The sequence below is a fragment of the Bacillus cereus group sp. BfR-BA-01381 genome, from assembly GCF_022663555.1.
Taxonomy (GTDB): Bacteria; Bacillota; Bacilli; order Bacillales; family Bacillaceae_G; genus Bacillus_A; species Bacillus_A pacificus.
On sequence record NZ_JAKUFR010000010.1, the window covers coordinates 49,263 to 67,012 of the forward strand.

Genomic DNA, 17,750 nt, shown 5'->3' on the forward strand with positions numbered 1-17,750 from the left:
TTTATTGTAAAACAATAAATAGTGTATTAAAATCATTATCATAATAAATCAGTGAGATGCTTTTTATAGAAAGGTAACAAAGCTGTTTTTTATTAGAGGAGGTAAAACTATGAACAATCACAATTTGATTATCGAAAATATGGATAACCCTCATGAGTTGGAGAGAATGTATAGAAAAGACCCGAGAGCTTTTAGAAAGTCATTCTCACAAGCGTGGGATGAAAATCTTGATTCGCAGGTTCTAGCTGCTTGGTATGAAAGATTACATTTCAAGGAGACGGCAAATAAAGAAAAAGTATCGCTGTTTCAAAAAGGTTTCTTATTCATGGGCATGTTAGCTATTCTAGCTGGGCTAAGCACAAGAATCATTTTCCACTTTGTAGAGCAGGAAGCAATTGCTCCAATTAACCTAGCTTTTGGTGTAATTCCCTTTATCGCTGCTTATTTTGTTTACAATAATACCCCGAAAAAAAGTATTATTTATTTCCTTACAGCGTTGTTCCTAATTGCTGGGTTGTATCTTAATATGTTGCCATTAAATTATAGAGACAGCAGTATCCTTGCGTATTTACATCTTCCTATATTGTTATGGGTCTTATTGGGGCTTGCGTTTACAGGAAATGAATATTCAAAAGGCAGTACAAGATTAGCTTATATTAAATTTAATTTAGAATATTGCCTTCTCTATGCGAGCATGGCAGTGAGCGGAATGATACTAGCAATATTCACCATGCGATTATTTAGCTTTGTTGACTTGGATATAGGTGAATTCTATTTTAGTAATGTTGTTTTATTTGGAGCTGCCGCTCTCGCTGTAGTGGCTGCATACTTAGTATCATTGAATCTTAAACTTGCTAAAAATATTACGCCATACATATCTAAAATTTTTAGTCCACTTGTCCTGGTCACATTGTTTATTTATCTTATAACGGTAATTTGGGTGGGGAAAAATCCATTCTTGGATCGTAATTTTTTAATGGCCTTTAACGGAATACTCCTTGGTGTATTGGCTGTTACTATATTTTCTATCGTTGAGAGTGATTCAGACGAGAAAAAGAGCATTTCAGATTATATAAATTTTGCCTTAATTGTTCTGGCACTTATTATTGACACTGTCGCATTGTCAGCCATCGTATTCAGACTTTCTTCTTACGGGATTACACCTAATAGACTTGCTGTTTTAGGTGTAAACATACTGATTTGGGCAAATCTCATTTGGATTATGTTTTCCTATATGCGTTTCTTGCAAAACAAATCAGGACCGACAGCTATCCAAGACGCCGTTACGAAGTATTTGCCAATTTACGGACTTTGGGCAGCTTTCGTTATATTTACGTTTCCAATAATTTTTAATTAGGGAGGCTTTGTGAATGTAATGACAAATTTGTTAAAAGAGGATGATAGATGTCATCCTCTTTTAACTGCATCGAAAAATATATTGAAATCATTTTGATGTAATATATAATAAATTCGGATAATGGAATAAAAACTTCTTATTAAGAGAGGTGGAGGGACTGGCCCTTCGAAGCCTCAGCAACCTAATGTTATATAAAGGTGCTAAATCCTGTAGGATCTAAAAGTCCTAAAAGATAAGAAGATGGTTATAAGTAAACCTTCTTCTTATTTTGAAGAAGGTTTTTTGTATTTTAAAGGATGGTGACGAAGAGAAGGAGAAGAAGAATATGTGAGTAGAGGGGAGAGTACAGTGAAAAGTGAAGTTAGTAATATAAAAGAGAATAGCTCTAGTATATGGAGTAATAAAGTTTTTTCTTATTTTTTCTTAGCAAGTTGTATTTCTTTAATAGGTAATTCTATGGTTACACTTGTTTTACCGTTATGGGTAATGAATTTAACAAACTCGCCATTACTCGTTTCGGGGGTAAATATTGCAATTGCAATGGCAGCGATTCTGTTTGCTCCTATTACAGGAACGTTAGCAGATCGAATGTCGAGAAGAAAGCTTATGATAGTTGCGGATGTTATGAGATGTATCGTTATGATTTTAATTGCAGTTATAGCATTTTATAATAAAATGCTATACATTCCGTTACTAATTTTACTTATCATACGTTCAATTGGGAGTGCTTTATTTACTCCAGCTTCAAATGCAGCATTAGTAACATATGTGGAAGAAAAGAATGTTCAACAGGCGATTACGCTGAGGCAAATATCAATACAAATCATATCGGTCGCCATTCCTTTAATGGCTAGCTTTTTAATTAGTATTTTTAATTTTCATGGAGTATTTTTGTTAGATGCAATTACATTTGTTGTATCATTTTTAATTTTAATGAGAATCAAATTTCCACGTGAATTAAAAGTAGAGAAGAAGAAGCCTTTTTATGAAGATTTTAAAGAGGGATTTTCTGTTATTAATAGTAACAAATCGTTGAAGACATTACTAATGAGCGCTGCGGTCATTAATTTACTTGGAGCAGCATGTATACTTTCACTGCAAGTAATAGTTGTTAGAGAAATGGATCTTTCTACGCGATGGTATAGTATAGTTTTTGCGGCATCACCGATAGGGATTTTAATAGGAGCATTTATTACGAAAAAGATTCGTACATATAAAACGATTACGACTGCTTTTATATGTACTGCGATTATGGGGATTTTTAATGCGGCAATGGGTACGACGTTAAATCCGATATTATTTTCAGTTTATTATTTCCTGTCAGGAATTGCATTTGGAGTAAGTAATGTATATTTTGGAGCGTTGTATAGAAAGTTAATTCCAAATGAAGTGCAAGGAAGATTTTTCGGTTTCTTAAATTCGTTATTACTAGTATCAACTCCGATAGGAATTGCAATAACGGGATATTCCCTAGAGTCAGTTTCCGCGTCTATTATATTTATTATTATTGGGATTATTACGTTTGTAGTTTCGGTTATTTCATTTGTATTGATACATAAGAAATAAGTGTTGTATGAAATTTTTCAAAAATAAAAAACGTCCTATTACGGGACGTTTTTTATTATGCGTATTGTCGTTTTTTCTTAATAAGTAACAACACCTGTGAAACACAAGCAAGTACTGGTAGCTCAATCAACGGTCCAATAACGAGTGCAAGTGCAATAAGAGGTTCATCTGGAAAAGCTGTTACAGCAATAGCGAGTGCAACAGGTGAGTTTCTTGCTAAAGTTGTTAAGTTTAGACTTACTGTATCTTTATAAGATAAACGCATCATGCGTCCGATAAATTGCCCGAGTGCAAAATTAATGATGAAGAACAATAGAATAGGAATGAGTAACAGTAAAACGACATTCATATTTTGTAGTAAATATTTACCTTGTGATGCAAACATCGCTACGATTGCTAAACTTAAAAATGCAATTTGGGCAGAGCTGAAAAACGGAATGAGTGTATTCTCGAGCGTTTCAGCTTTTTTCAGTTTATTCATAATGAATTTTGTAGCGTGCGCAAGTAAAAATGGTAAGACAATTACGATAACAATACTTTCTACTAAAACAGAAACCGCTACAGTCTTCATAACACCAGCGAATAAAAATAAATAAATGGGAAGGAGTAGTACTTGTAAAATTAAATTTACAGGTAAAATTGCAGTAGAAAGTGCTACATTTCCTTTCGATATTTCAGTAAAGATTAAGTACCAGTCTGTACACGGAGTAACCATTAACATAATAAATCCAACCCAAAGTGCGGGATGATCTGAAAGAAATAGTGCACCTAATCCCCAAGCGAGTAAAGGTGTCCATAAGAAGTTAATAGTAAGACTTGTTCCAGCAAATTTTAAATTGTGAAATCCGTTTTTTATTTCTTTTAATGGGATGCTGAGGAATAATCCATATAGCATGAAAAATAAGAAGGGAACAATAAATTTGTCAGAATACATATGTATGAAATTAAATTGTCCGAGTACGATGCCGCATGTAACAGCAAAAAGAATAATAAAAGTTTGAATCTTTTCTATAGTGCTCATGAATAAATCCTTTCTAAATATGAATTTTCCTCTCTAATTTTATTATACAAGTAATAAAGTCGTATTTGGTGTTCAATTGTATTTTAGTAAATGTTTTTAATTTGAGATTTATTTTTTTATTAAAAGTTACTTGACTAAAGTAAGTGACTATATTACAATCACTTACATAAGGTAATTAAATAACAAAAAGTTTTAATTAACTTTCCTTAAAGTATCAATTGGAACTTTTTATTAGAATAAGAATTTTTATGATGTTGAATAATGAATATGATAAGAAAGTTTAGGTGAAGAAAATGGGATTATTTAGCTCGTTATTTGGTAAAAAAGAAGAAAATACAAAAGTAGAGGGGAATAAAACAATGTCAAAAGTATTATTTGTAAAAGCAAACGATCGTCCAGCGGAGCAAGCAGTTAGTTCAAAAATGTATGAAACATTTGTAAGTACTTATAAAGAAGCAAATCCGAATACAGAAATTACAGAGTTAGATTTATTTGCATTAGATCTTCCTTATTACGGAAATATTGCTATTTCAGGTGGATACAAACGTAGCCAAAGTATGGAGTTAACAGCTGAAGAAGAGAAGGCAGTTGCTACAGTAGATCAATATTTAAATCAGTTTTTAGAAGCTGATAAAGTTGTATTTGCGTTCCCATTATGGAACTTTACAGTACCAGCACCATTAATCACATATATTTCATACTTATCTCAAGCTGGAAAAACGTTTAAATATACAGCTAATGGCCCAGAAGGTTTAGCTGGTGGTAAGAAAGTAGTTGTGTTAGGTGCTCGTGGTTCAGATTACTCTTCAGAACAAATGGCTCCTATGGAAATGGCAGTTAATTACGTAACAACTGTACTTGGATTCTGGGGCATTACAAATCCAGAGACTGTTGTAATTGAAGGGCACAACCAATATCCAGATCGCTCACAACAAATTGTTGAAGAAGGTCTAGAGAACGTTAAGAAAGTAGCGGCGAAATTTTAATTAATTGATAGTAAAATGGAAAAACCAACATGGATGACCATGTTGGTTTTTTAGTCTATTTTTCATGTTAAAAAATGTATATTTATAAAATAAAAGAAAAGTTTGAAAATAGTATTGCAAAATATTATATAGCAAACTATAATGAGTTCAAGAATAGTTGATACTTAAATTAAATATTCAGAAAATTCAATTAGTTAAAAATGGAAATGACATAGTTTATTTTGAATGGAGGTTATATTATGACGAATAAAGTACCGTTTTCGTTCATTGTTGTTATTGGTTTAATGTTATTTGCACTATTTTTTGGGGCAGGAAATTTAATATTCCCAGCAATGCTTGGTCAATCGGCAGGGGAGAATGTATGGATTGCTAATGCAGGATTTTTAGTAACAGGTGTAGGTTTACCGTTGCTAGGAGTATTGGCATTTGGTATTTCAGGTAAAGAAGATTTACAATCGTTAGCAAGTCGCGTGCATCCAGTATTCGGCATTGTATTTACGACAGTTTTATATTTAGCGATTGGTCCACTATTCGCTATTCCGAGAACAGGAAGCGTTTCTTATGAAATTGGTATGAAGCCTTTTGTACCAGAAGCTATGGATTCTTCAGCACTCATTCTTTTTACAATTATATTTTTTAGTATCACTTGTTTTTTTTCGCTAAATCCCGCGAAAATTGTCGATATTGTAGGAAAAATATTAACGCCAATTAAATTAACATTTATCGGAATTTTAGTAGCATTTGCTTTTATTCATCCAATGGGAGAAATGCAAGCACCTGCAGAGGCGTATACATCACATGCGTTCTTTAAAGGGTTCCAAGAAGGTTACTTAACAATGGATACGTTAGCATCATTCGTATTCGGTATTATCATTATCAATGCGATTAAAGAAAAGGGCGCAAAAACAAAAAAAGACATTATGATTGTTTGTGCAAAAGCAACATTGATTGCTGCATCTATTTTAGCAATGATTTATTCAGCACTTTCATTTATGGGAGCTTCAAGTGTTGCAAAACTTGGTCATTTAGATAATGGTGGTGCAGTATTAGCAAAAGTTTCAAACTATTATTTTGGGTCATACGGTGGAATTATATTAGGGATTATGGTTACAGCAGCATGTTTAACTACTAGTGTAGGACTTGTTTCAGCGTGTTCTTCATTTTTCCATAAGCTATTCCCGAATGTTTCGTATAAAAAGATAGCAATCATCTTATCAGTGTTCAGTGCAGTTGTTGCGAATGTAGGTTTAACGCAATTAATTGCAATTTCTGTTCCTGTATTAAGCGCAATTTATCCACTAGCAATCGTATTAATTTTCCTAACACTTCTTCACCCATTATTTAAAGGACGAGCAGAAGTGTATCAAGGTAGCTTATTAATAACATTTATTGTAAGTATGTTTGATGGATTAAATGCAGCTGGTATGAAATTAACAGTAGTGAACGATCTTCTTACTAATTTACTTCCAATGCATGAAGTAGGATTAGGTTGGATTTTCCCAGCGATTATTGGTGGATTTATCGGATATGGCATTAGTGTTTTAAAAGTGAAAAATAAAGTTCAACCAGCAACTAGTACGAATAAGAAAATAGGGTAAATAAAAAAGTTATAGAACTTGTTTCTATAACTTTTTTTGTTACTATTAATAATGAGAAAAAATAAAGTAGTAGGGGAAATAAAATGAAAAAAACAATTGATCATATCGGCATCGCAGTTCGAGATATAGATAGTACGATACGTTTTTATGAAAAGGTGTTGTCAGGAACATTAATAGATCGTTACGTAAGTGAAGCGCCTGGTGTTGAAAGCGAAGTAGCCATTCTTGAAGTGGATGGAGATAGAATTGAATTACTTGCGCCTACGAATAATACGACATCTCCAATAGCGCGCTTTATTAAACAAAAAGGTAAAGGTGTTCATCACGTGGCATATCGTGTCGATGATTTAAATGTGGCCCTAGAAGAGCTAAAAGAACAAGGTATTCGAACGTTAGAGCATACACTTCGAATTAATAAGCACGGTAGAAGACTAATATATCTTAACCCAGCGGATACAGAGGGAACAATCATTGAGTATTGTGATTATCCGGAAGAGAAGTAGAGAAATTTTATGATGGAAGAAGGGCATTACGTAATAACGTAATGCCTTTTTTATTTATGTATTTCACACTTTCTTCACAAATGATTCACGATTACTTTTCCTCCTCAGGAACTTACATTAATATATTTTATGATATAATAACAATCGACTTTAAAAATGTAAGCTGTATCTATGAAGGTAGTTACTATTGTATTAGAAGTTTAGCGGTGAGAGACAAACAAAGAGTTATACCGTATAGAAGATTATATTTAATCAGGTTAATATTTCGCCGAAGAATGAAACTTGAGAAGTTTAAGTAATAAAAGTATAGCGATGAGGAAGAAAGAAGTGAAATGATTGTGAAAGTAATGAAAAGGTTAGGAGCATGGCTATTCATTGCATGTGTGCTTATCATATTAATACCGAAAAGTGCATCTGCTCACGCGTACATTGTGAAATCAAACCCTGCTGAAAATGAAACATTGAAGAAAGCACCATCTGTTGTGAAAATTGAATTCGATGAGGACATACAAGTTTCAAGTTTTAATACATTGTACGTGAGAGATACATCAGGTAAAAGGGTTGATTTAAAAGATGCACATATTGATACAAAAAATAAAAAGTTATTAGAAGCCGGATTAAAAGAGAATCTCAAAGACGGTCTCTACTCTATTCAGTGGAAAGTGATTTCTGCTGATGGGCATCCCATTCAAGGAGTGATTCCGTTCCGAATTGGATCAGCAGAAGCGGGAGCAGACGATATACAAGTAGAAGAGATGGGGTATGTCCCGCAAATCGATATGATTATGGAGCGTGGAGTTCTATATACAGGTTTCTCCTTATTTATAGGAGTACTATTCTTTAATCTTATTATGTACAATGGGAATGCAATCTCGGTTCGATCAAGAAGTAAAAAAATAATATGGATCTCATTAATTGGCATATTCATTAGTTTACTATTCAATCTACCATTGCAAGCGAAAATAAATGCGGATGTTTCATGTCTAGAAGCATTCAATCCTTTACTATTAAAAGAAACGCTACAGCTTTCTGTTTTTAGTTATGTATGGGTTACTCAAATGACTCTTATTAGTTTGCTTATAATCGTTACGTATTTTGCGATGAGGCGTGAGAAACTATCGTCGTTTAAAGTATGGAGTATTCCAATAGTATTGTTTATCGGGATACTTGTTATGAAAGCATTTAATAGTCATGCATATGGTTTAAAGTTTAAAGACATTGCTGTCGTTATGGATTTTCTACATTTATTAGCAGCTTCATTATGGGTTGGTGGTCTATCGTCCATTATTCTTCTTTTACGTAAAGAGGATGACAAGTGGCATATGTATTGGGATATGATTAAGCGTTTTTCACCGTGGGCAACATGTGCTGTCATTGTGATTTTAATAACAGGTCTTTTTAACAGTACATTTTTTATTCCAACAATCCACTCGTTATTTGATACGAAGTATGGATTAGCTTTACTAGCAAAGATACTTTTATTCGTTTTCATGGGGATATTGGGAATTATTCATTATGTGAAAGGGAAAATGAGAGCGGAGCAAGGATTAGGTGCTACGGTGAAAGTAGAGTTTATCATTGGAATTATCATTTTCGTAATCGTAGCTTTTATGACAAACGTACAAACACCACCTATACCTCCTACTGGACCTTTTACAGAGAGTAAACAATTAGATAATGGATATGAAATGACGCTAAATGTAAGTCCTAATAGAGTAGGACAAAATATATTCCATATTACTTTAAAGGATGAGAACGGACAACCTGTTACTGATATGGAACAAATTATATTAACTACGCAATCGTTAGATATGAATATGGGAAAAGGATCATTTAAAGTTTCGGCAGTTTCACCGGGAGAATATGAAGCAGAAGGTATGTATATTAACATGACAGGCAACTGGAATATACAAGTACATGGATTAACGAAATCGCTTGATAGCTTCGATACGGATTATAAATTTATTGTAGGTGGCAGATAAAGTGAAACTTTAAGCAGCCCTCATCAATTGGGCTACCCGGCGAATAGCGGGATAAAGAGTAGGTATAGATAAAAAGGAGCTAATAGAAAATGAAACGCATAAAAAAATTAGGAACAACAATGATCGTAACAGTAATTGCAATGGGAATTTTTTCGTTACCTGTTAGTGCGCACGTTACTGTAAAGCCAGCAACTTCTGACATTGGTTCTTGGGAGACTTACACGATAAAAGTACCAGTTGAAAAGAATGTAGCAACAACAAAAGTTACACTGAAAATACCGTCTGGTGTGGAATTCCAACAGTATGAACCAGTGCCAGGATGGAAAGTGGAAGAACAAAAAGATAATGATGGAAAAGTTAAAACTGTAGTATGGGAAGCAACAGGAGAAGGGATTTTACCCGGTCAGTTTCAGCGGTTTACTTTCGTCGCTAAAAATCCGGATAAAGAACAAAAAATAGCTTGGGATGCATATCAACAATATAAAGATGGAGAAATTGTTGAATGGACAGGCGATGAAAAAGCTGAAAAACCACATTCACTTACTACAATTGCAAAAGGTACGTCAGTAACAGGAGAACATGGTGAAGTGTCTAATGTAGAAAAGAATAAAGGTACTAGTAATATTCAATTGATAGCCATTGCCCTATCTATTTTGGCGATTGTATCGTCGGTAGGGGCGTGTGTTTTTGTAGTGCGTCGTAAAAAGTAATATATGAAAAAGAGCCTACAAACAGTAGGCTCTTTCCCATATTTATTTCACTTCAACCTGCGGCCTTACAGCAAGTGCTTTTGGCTTTATATTTACGAAACAAATACTCACCACAATAAATAATAGTCCGATGAATAAGCTAATAGTAATGGCCTCATGTAAGAAAATTGAACTTACAATAATAGCGATTAGTGGAATAAGAAATGTATAAGCCCCAACTTTACTTGCTTCACCAGCTCCAACGAGTGTAAAGTAAGCAAGCCACCCCATTGCAATAACAAAGAATGAAATAAAGAGTAGTACACTAACAAATGGCATACTCCAAGCAATACTAGACCAACTTTCAAATTCTGAGCCAAATCCGACTAAACAAAGACCGCCGATAAGCAGCTGAATTGTTACCATCCAAATGGCGTTCACACGGTGACCAGTTTTTTTAATAAATACTGTTCCAAGTGCCCAGCCAATCGCACATCCTAATGCAAGAAGAATTCCAATGACAGAAATATGTCCAGTTAAACTACTAGAGCTAATCACTCCTACACCAATAAATCCAAGTACAAGCCCGAAAATTTTTAAACCGTACATTGATTCTTCAAGCCATATCCACGAGAAAATACCAAGTAAAACAGGTTGTAAAAATACGATAGCGGAAAATAGACCAGCAGGCATATATTGAAGACCTACAGTTTGTAACCCGTAAAATATAATGATGTTAAGTAAAGAAGAAATAACGTATAAATGCCAAGTTTCTTTTAAGTGTAACTCTTTGTATTTCGGTAATGCGAACAGAAGTAAAATGAATCCTCCAATTAAAGTTCGAATGCCTGCAAATAAAACGGGTGGTGTATAATGCAGGGCAAACTTAGATAAAGGCCAATTGATTCCCCACATGAAAACGAGAAAGGTAAGGATTATGGCCGTCTTAGTTCGAGAAAGCTGTGTCACGGTAAGACCTCCTTGTTGTTATTCATTTCACTATGATATGATATCGACTGTAATAAATAAAATGAATCTTTTTTATGAGGAGTATAAGCGATTAGTTATGACCATTACACAACTACAAGTATTAATAAAAACTGTTGAGTTAGGTAGTTTTACGAAGGCTGCTCGGGTGTTAAATATGACGCAGCCAGCTGTAAGTCATGCCATTTCAAGTATTGAGTCAGAGTTAGGAGTTACGATTCTTATACGGGATAAACGAAAAGGGTTACTCGTTACGGATGTAGGAAACAGAATTCTTGTACATATTAGAGAGATTTTGAGCAGTGTAGAGAAGATTGAACAAGAAGTTGCAATGGAGAAAGGGCACGAAGTTGGGACGATTCGAATTGGGAGTTTTCCGAGTGCTTCTGCACATTTTTTACCGAAAATGATAAATCATTTTAAGGAAAAGTATCCGAACTTAGAAGTCGTTCTTTGTGAGGGAACGATTAAGGAAGTTGAAGATTGGTTAGTATCGAGGGTTGTTGATATAGGAATTGTTATTTTGCCTAATAAAGAGATGGAGATTGTCCCATTAACGAAGGGGAAAATGGTTGTTATTTTAAGAGAGGATCATCCTCTTTGCAAGAAGGACGCTATTACAATTCGTGATTTGGAGAATGAACCGATCATATTATGTAAGGGTGGATACGAACCCCCGATTATCGATATGTTTAAACAATCAAACGTACCACTCCGAGCTGAGTATGTAATTTCGACAGTTACGACAGCTTTAAATATGATTCAAGAAGGATTAGGTATTGCAATATTAGCTGAATTATCTTTAACGAATTTACCAAAAAATGTGCAAACGAGAGAATTAGAACCACAAGTATGGAGAGAAATTGCTTTAGCTGTTCCTTCATTAAAGGATTCTTCAATCGCTGTGCAGCTATTTATTGAAGAATTTCAAGCGCTATTTGCAGAATAAAAAGAGGTGTCTCATATATCGTAATGGGACACTTTTTAATTTGCTTATAAAAAATCTATGAAAAGGATTGACTTATTTTTAGGTTGTAACTATAATGGTTACATCGAGGTGGTGATCACGATGAAAATTAGTAGCCGCTTTTCCATAGCTGTTCATATTTTATCTATTTTGAAAAACAATCCATCTTCACTTTGTACTTCAGACTATATGGCTGAAAGTGTAAATACGAATCCGGTAGTCATTCGTAAAATGATGTCGTACTTGAAACAAGCTGGCTTTGTTTACGTCAATCGTGGACCGGGTGGCGCGGGATTACTAAAGGATTTACATGAAATCACATTGTTAGATGTGTATCATGCAGTGAACGTAGTTGAAGAAGATAAGCTATTTCATATTCACGAGAAACCGAATCCAGATTGTCCAATTGGGGCGAACATTCAAGCGGTGTTAGAAATTATTTTAATTCAAGCACAATCTGCGATGGAAGAAGTTTTGAGAAATATTACGATGGGGCAGTTGTTTGAAACTTTGCAAGAAAAAATGAATGTTTAAATAATATTTATATTTTTTTATCATTAATGTAACTGATTTGATTACAACTATAAAGGTAAGGTGTAAAAGTTATGACTGTAAAAATGAAAGTATACTCAGATTTTATATGTCCGTTTTGTTTTTTAGCAAAAGGTCCATTAGATGAGGTAGCGAAAGAGAAAGACGTAGAGATTGAATGGATGCCATTTGAATTACGTCCAAGTCCATATTCAAAAATAGATCCATGGAATGAGCCAGAAAAATTAGGTTCATGGGATGCTTTCATTCTTCCGACAGCGAAGAAGTTAGGAATTGATATGCGCTTGCCACGTGTTTCACCACATCCATATACACATTTAGCTTTCGAAGGATGTCAATTTGCGAAAGAACATGGACTAGGTAATGAGTATCATCACCGCGTATTCACAGCATTTTTCCAAGAAGAGCAAAACATTGAAGATATTGATATTTTAACAAAATTAGCGGTAGAAGTAGGTCTTCCTGAAGCCGAATTTAAAGATGCTTTAGTAACTCGTAAATATAAAGAAAAGCATCAAGAAGCAATTCAGCACGCATATGATGAAGCGAATATTATGGCTGTTCCAACTGTCATGATTGGAGATGAAGTTATTCAAGGGCTTGCTAGTAAAGAAACACTAGAAAGGGTCATTGATAAAGAAATTGAAAAGGATAAAACAAATTCATTTGAAGGTATGCAATGTAATACCGATGGATATTGCTAATTCGCTTGTTATGAAATAACAAAATAAATTATAAAACAAACATTTGGAGGAATTAAAATGTCAGCAACTACAACAAACTTAAAAGAAGCAATCGTGAACCGCCGTTCCATTCGTAAAGTAACAAAAAATGATGCAATTACGAAAGAAAGAATTGAAGAGGTGTTAAAAACAGCTTTACACGCACCAACATCTTTCAATATGCAAAGTGGCCGTATGGTCGTATTAATGGATGGAGAGCATGAAAAGTTTTGGGGTATTGTAAAAGAAACACTAAGAGCCCGCGTACCAGCAGAAAACTTTGAAGCAACTGTAGAAAGACTAAAAGGTTTTCATGCAGGTGTAGGGACTGTACTATTCTTTGAAGATCAAGCAACTGTAGAAAAAATGCAAGAAAATGCACCATTATATAAAGATCAGTTCCCATTCTGGTCTCATCAAGGAAATGCGATGTTACAACATACTGTGTGGATGTTATTATCAGCTGAAGGAATTGGAGCTTCATTACAACATTACAATCCAATCGTAGATGCTGAAGTGAAAGAAACTTGGAACATTCCAGCTGAGTGGAGCTTAGTAGGACAAATGCCATTTGGTGAACCAAACGAACAACCAGCAGAAAGAACGTTCTTGCCTACTGAAGATGTAGTGAAATTTTATTAAGAAATCCAATATATAACGAGAAGGAAGCTGTGCTTAAAAACAGCTTCTTTTTTTGTAGTGATGTTAATTTATATGCATTTAGGGAAGAAATATAAGAAATAATCCGTTGAGAAAGGAATTAGAAAAATGAATGATAAGAAAAAATATACAGTGGTAGGTACTGATGTTGAGGAAGTAAAGCGTTTAAATAAAAATTCAGGGTTAACGTATAATCAAGTAAAAGAAATGTTAGCAAAGCAAATGCAAAAAAAGAAGTAATTAGATTGAAATCTTTCATTTTTTCATTTAGCATTTTGATTGGAGAGAGTTAAGTAAAAGGTAACTCTCTTTTTCTTATAGCTAAGCATCTTATAGAGTGGAGGAAGCAACATGAAGAAATGGGTAAAGGTAACGCTGTCTATCGCTGGAGGCATTGTCTTATTAGCGTGTGCTGGCGGATATTACGTATATAAAAATTATTTTCCAAAGGAACCTGAGCGTATCGTATATGATAAAGATAGAGTGTTAAAACCAATATATAATCAGTTGAAAGGCATTAACATAGAAAATGTAGAGATAAAAGAAAAAGAAATCGTAAATGCGACTGTAGATGAGCTCCAAAAAATGATTGATGATGGGAAATTATCATATGAAGAATTAACGAGTATTTATCTTTTTAGAATACAAGAACATGACCAAAATGGAATATCATTAAATGCTGTTACAGAGATTAATCCAAATGCAATGGAAGAAGCGCGAAAGTTAGATAAAGAAAGGTCTTTCAATAAGAAGTCGAACTTATACGGCATGCCAGTTATCGTAAAAGATAATGTACAAACGGAAAAGGTGATGCCGACAAGTGCGGGCACGTATGTGTTAAAAGATTGGATTGCAGATGAAGATGCGACGGTCGTGAAGAAGTTGAAAGAAGAAGGTGCTTTTGTTTTAGGAAAAGCGAATATGTCTGAGTGGGCAAATTATTTATCCTTCACAATGCCTAGCGGATATAGCGGGAAAAAAGGACAAAATTTGAATCCATACGGTCCGATTACGTTTGATACATCGGGATCAAGTTCAGGATCTGCTACAGTAGTTGCGGCAGATTTTGCACCACTTGCAATCGGGACGGAAACGACTGGATCGATTGTAGCACCAGCGACGCAGCAATCAGTAGTTGGGTTACGTCCATCACTAGGTATGGTGAGTAGATCAGGCATTATTCCATTAGCTGAAACACTTGATACAGCAGGACCGATGGCAAGAACGGTTAAGGATGCAGCAACGTTATTTAACATAATGGTAAGTTATGATGAAAAAGATGCTATGACAGAAAAAATGAAAGATAAAGAAAGAATTGATTATACGAAGGACTTATCGATAGACGGATTGAAAGGGAAAAAAGTAGGAGTTCTTTTTTCAATAGATCGACAAGATGAAAATAGAAAAGAAGTAGCAGAAAAGATTAGAAAAGACCTTCGAGATGCAGGTGCGATCTTGACTGATGATATTCAGTTAAATGCTGAGGGTGTAGATAATCTGCAAACATTAGAATATGAGTTCAAACATAATGTTAACGATTATCTTTCAAAGCAAAAAAATGCACCGGTAAAATCGCTAGAAGAGATTATAACGTTTAATAAAAAGGATAGTAATAGACGAATAAAATATGGACAAACATTAATTGAGGGATCTGAAAAATCTGCTATAACGAAAGATGAGTTTCAAAAAGTAGTGCAAACGAGTCAAGAAAATGCAAGAAAAGAGCTAGATAGGTATTTAGTAGACAAAGGTTTGGATGCTTTAGTTATGATTAACAACGATGAAGTTCTTCTATCAGCTGTAGCTGGCTATCCAGAATTAGCGGTGCCAGCAGGATATGATAACAATGGAGAGCCAGTAGGTGCAGTGTTTGTCGGGAAGCAATTCGGTGAGAAGGAACTGTTCAATATTGGATATGCGTATGAGCAGCAGTCTAGAAATAGAAAATCACCTAAATTGTAAAAGGTTAGACGAAAAAAAGAGCTCAACTGAAGTAAGTAGGTGGGCTAATATAAATAGAATCTAACAATATAAAAAGAAAAAAAGGATTCTTCCTAATTAGTAAGAAAGATTGTCTATAGAAGTTCATAAAATGTAATATATTCAATTTCCATCCATTGAAGGGGGAGGTTAAATTTTAATGAATGAAGTGAAAAATTTCTTTCGAAGTAGAGGGTTTCAACGGTTTCTCGTTTTAATAATATTAGCGTTAGTATTATATGGATTAAAAAGTATGATCAATTTAATATTAATTACGTTTATACTGACATTTTTAATGGATCGATTTCAACGTTTTATTTCAAAGAAATTGAAAGTGAATCGGAAAATTGTTATTGCCTGTTTGTATATCATATTAGTTTCCTTTATTGGCACGACATTGTATAAATATTTACCTGTGTTAACGATACAAATTTCGCAATTGATTTATCAATTTAAATTGTTTTTTCAAAACCCGCCTGATAATGAAATCATTAAATATGCACTTTCGACAATTAATGGAATGGAAGTATCAAAGTATATAGAACAAGGTGTAGATGTCATCTATCAATCGATAGCAAATATAGGGAAGGTAAGTTTACAAATATTATTGTCTCTCATATTAAGCTTATTTTTCTTATTAGAAAAAGAGCGTATTATTACATTTACTTCTAAATTTAAAGAGAGTAAGCTAAAGATTTTTTATGAGGAGATTGCATATTTTGGCGAAAGGTTCGCAAGATCATTCGGTAAAGTAATTGAAGCGCAGTTTTTAATTGCGGTTGTAAATTGTATTCTTACTGTTATTGCATTAATTGTTTTAGGGTTTCCGCAGCTTCTCGTATTAGCTGTTATGATTTTTCTACTAGGGTTAATTCCGGTTGCAGGTGTGATTATTTCTTTATTTCCACTTTGTATCATTGCTTATAACGTAGGAGGAGTTATATATGTAGTCTACATACTCGTGTTCATAACAGTCATCCATGCTCTTGAAAGTTATTTTTTAAATCCGAAGTTTATGTCTGCGAAAACAAATTTACCAATCTTTTATACATTTATGATTCTCATCTTTTCAGAACATTTTCTTGGAATATGGGGGCTTATTATTGGGATACCAATCTTCATCTTCTTATTAGATGTACTTGATGTAAATAATGAGGAATCGATTGAAAAATAGAAAATAAAGTAAAAAGCAATCCAATTTATTTTGGATTGCTTTTTACTTTATATATTAAAGAACTGGAGCCATTGTTTCTTTCAACACTTGAACAGAGTGATCGAATTTTAATTCTTCGTCTTCACTTAATTCTACTTCTAAAATTTCACGAACACCGCCGCGATTTAAAACAGCGGGTACACCGATATACACATCTTTTTGACCATATTGACCTTCTAAGTAAGCCGACACAGTTAATACACTATTTTCATCATTTAAAATCGCTTTAGTAACACGTAGAAGTGACATGCCGATACCATAGTAAGTTGCACCTTTTCGCTCAATAATATGGTAAGCTGCATCACGAACGTTTATGAAAATTTTGTCTAAATCTTCTTGATTATACGTGTTGTCTTTTTCAAGCAGTGTTTGTAGTTTTTGGATACCAACGGAAACGTGGCTCCAAACTGGAAGTTCAGTATCGCCATGTTCGCCGATAATATAGGCGTGAATGTTGTGTGGACCAATATTGAAGTACTCACCTAACATATAGCGGAAACGAGCAGAATCAAGTGTTGTACCAGAACCAATTACGCGCTCTTTCGGTAAACCAGATTCTTTCCAAGTTACGTAAGTTAAAATATCGACAGGGTTAGTTGCGATTAAGAAGATACCATCGAAGCCGCTATCCATAATACTACGAACAATTTGTTTAAAGATTTTTGCGTTTTTCTCAACTAAATCTAAACGTGTTTCGCCTGGTTTTTGTGGTAATCCAGCCGTAATGACTACAAGATCTGCATCTTTACAATCTTCATAGCTACCTTTCCATACTCTAGTTGGAGCTGGTGCGAATGGAACAGCATGACTTAAATCCATTGCTTCCCCTTCAGCTTTTGCTTCATTTACATCAACTAAAACAAATTCTTCAGCCACAGCTTGATTAATCATGCAGTAAGCATAACTACATCCAACCGCTCCTGTTCCTACTAATACAACACGGTTAATCCCTTTTTTCATTTCAAAA

At 34.2% G+C, this 17,750-nt stretch carries 17 protein-coding genes and 1 riboswitch; of the genes, 14 read left to right on the plus strand and 3 right to left on the minus strand.

The window, feature by feature from the left end:
- Nucleotides 1-109: 109 nt before the first annotated feature.
- Complete coding sequence (locus MR079_RS05515; RefSeq protein ID WP_242293690.1) at nucleotides 110-1,357, plus strand: DUF4153 domain-containing protein; 1,248 nt, start codon at nucleotides 110-112, stop codon at nucleotides 1,355-1,357.
- A 133-nt stretch (nucleotides 1,358-1,490) separates the two neighbouring features.
- Nucleotides 1,491-1,596: riboswitch (SAM riboswitch) on the plus strand.
- Nucleotides 1,597-1,705: 109 nt separating this feature from the next.
- The gene (locus MR079_RS05520; protein ID WP_242293691.1) at nucleotides 1,706-2,923 is read left to right on the plus strand and encodes an MFS transporter; all 1,218 of its coding nucleotides are present in this window, start codon (nucleotides 1,706-1,708) and stop codon (nucleotides 2,921-2,923) included.
- Between the two features lie 55 nt (nucleotides 2,924-2,978).
- Here MR079_RS05520 and MR079_RS05525 read toward each other — a convergent pair whose 3' ends face one another.
- Nucleotides 2,979-3,944, minus strand: a complete 966-nt coding sequence (locus tag MR079_RS05525) for an arsenic resistance protein (protein WP_242293692.1) — start codon at nucleotides 3,942-3,944, stop codon at nucleotides 2,979-2,981.
- 293 nt (nucleotides 3,945-4,237) lie between these two features.
- On the opposite strand from MR079_RS05525, the gene MR079_RS05530 reads away from it, so the two are divergent.
- The 5 genes from MR079_RS05530 (at nucleotide 4,238) to MR079_RS05550 (ending at nucleotide 9,723) form a co-directional block, all read left to right on the plus strand.
- A complete protein-coding gene (locus MR079_RS05530) occupies nucleotides 4,238-4,930 on the plus strand; it encodes an FMN-dependent NADH-azoreductase (RefSeq protein WP_139867704.1) in 693 nt (230 codons plus the stop codon).
- A gap of 239 nt (nucleotides 4,931-5,169) precedes the next feature.
- Nucleotides 5,170-6,528 carry a branched-chain amino acid transport system II carrier protein gene (gene brnQ / locus MR079_RS05535; protein WP_242293693.1) on the plus strand — a complete coding sequence of 453 codons (1,359 nt, stop codon included), beginning with the start codon at nucleotides 5,170-5,172 and terminating at the stop codon, nucleotides 6,526-6,528.
- An 83-nt stretch (nucleotides 6,529-6,611) separates the two neighbouring features.
- The gene (locus MR079_RS05540; RefSeq protein ID WP_061182693.1) at nucleotides 6,612-7,031 is read left to right on the plus strand and encodes a VOC family protein; all 420 of its coding nucleotides are present in this window, start codon (nucleotides 6,612-6,614) and stop codon (nucleotides 7,029-7,031) included.
- A gap of 332 nt (nucleotides 7,032-7,363) precedes the next feature.
- Nucleotides 7,364-9,013: a copper resistance CopC/CopD family protein gene (locus MR079_RS05545; RefSeq protein ID WP_242293694.1), complete on the plus strand. Its 1,650-nt coding sequence runs from the start codon at nucleotides 7,364-7,366 to the stop codon at nucleotides 9,011-9,013.
- 89 nt (nucleotides 9,014-9,102) lie between these two features.
- The gene (locus MR079_RS05550) at nucleotides 9,103-9,723 is read left to right on the plus strand and encodes a YcnI family copper-binding membrane protein (protein WP_242293695.1); all 621 of its coding nucleotides are present in this window, start codon (nucleotides 9,103-9,105) and stop codon (nucleotides 9,721-9,723) included.
- A gap of 42 nt (nucleotides 9,724-9,765) precedes the next feature.
- Here the strand turns inward: MR079_RS05550 and MR079_RS05555 are convergent, their stop codons facing one another.
- On the minus strand, nucleotides 9,766-10,671 hold the full coding sequence (locus MR079_RS05555; protein WP_139867695.1) for a DMT family transporter: 906 nt from the start codon (nucleotides 10,669-10,671) through the stop codon (nucleotides 9,766-9,768).
- A 97-nt stretch (nucleotides 10,672-10,768) separates the two neighbouring features.
- Here MR079_RS05555 and MR079_RS05560 point away from each other — a divergent pair, with 97 nt between their 5' ends.
- From MR079_RS05560 to MR079_RS05585, 7 genes are all read left to right on the plus strand, one after another.
- Complete coding sequence (locus tag MR079_RS05560; RefSeq protein WP_139867693.1) at nucleotides 10,769-11,638, plus strand: LysR family transcriptional regulator; 870 nt, start codon at nucleotides 10,769-10,771, stop codon at nucleotides 11,636-11,638.
- 120 nt (nucleotides 11,639-11,758) lie between these two features.
- The gene (locus MR079_RS05565) at nucleotides 11,759-12,190 is read left to right on the plus strand and encodes an Rrf2 family transcriptional regulator (protein ID WP_139867691.1); all 432 of its coding nucleotides are present in this window, start codon (nucleotides 11,759-11,761) and stop codon (nucleotides 12,188-12,190) included.
- Between the two features lie 71 nt (nucleotides 12,191-12,261).
- Entirely contained in the window at nucleotides 12,262-12,912 is a 651-nt protein-coding gene (locus MR079_RS05570; RefSeq protein WP_242293696.1) for a DsbA family oxidoreductase, read from the plus strand.
- Between the two features lie 57 nt (nucleotides 12,913-12,969).
- The gene (locus tag MR079_RS05575; protein ID WP_242293697.1) at nucleotides 12,970-13,572 is read left to right on the plus strand and encodes a nitroreductase family protein; all 603 of its coding nucleotides are present in this window, start codon (nucleotides 12,970-12,972) and stop codon (nucleotides 13,570-13,572) included.
- Nucleotides 13,573-13,698: 126 nt separating this feature from the next.
- Complete coding sequence (locus MR079_RS29200) at nucleotides 13,699-13,830, plus strand: hypothetical protein (protein ID WP_014893830.1); 132 nt, start codon at nucleotides 13,699-13,701, stop codon at nucleotides 13,828-13,830.
- A 111-nt stretch (nucleotides 13,831-13,941) separates the two neighbouring features.
- Nucleotides 13,942-15,552 carry an amidase family protein gene (locus MR079_RS05580; protein ID WP_139867685.1) on the plus strand — a complete coding sequence of 537 codons (1,611 nt, stop codon included), beginning with the start codon at nucleotides 13,942-13,944 and terminating at the stop codon, nucleotides 15,550-15,552.
- Nucleotides 15,553-15,730: 178 nt separating this feature from the next.
- Nucleotides 15,731-16,744 (plus strand): AI-2E family transporter, encoded by a 1,014-nt coding sequence (locus tag MR079_RS05585; protein ID WP_139867682.1) that lies wholly within the window; start codon nucleotides 15,731-15,733, stop codon nucleotides 16,742-16,744.
- Between the two features lie 54 nt (nucleotides 16,745-16,798).
- Here MR079_RS05585 and MR079_RS05590 read toward each other — a convergent pair whose 3' ends face one another.
- A complete protein-coding gene (locus MR079_RS05590; protein WP_000715326.1) occupies nucleotides 16,799-17,743 on the minus strand; it encodes an L-lactate dehydrogenase in 945 nt (314 codons plus the stop codon).
- Nucleotides 17,744-17,750: the final 7 nt, after the last annotated feature.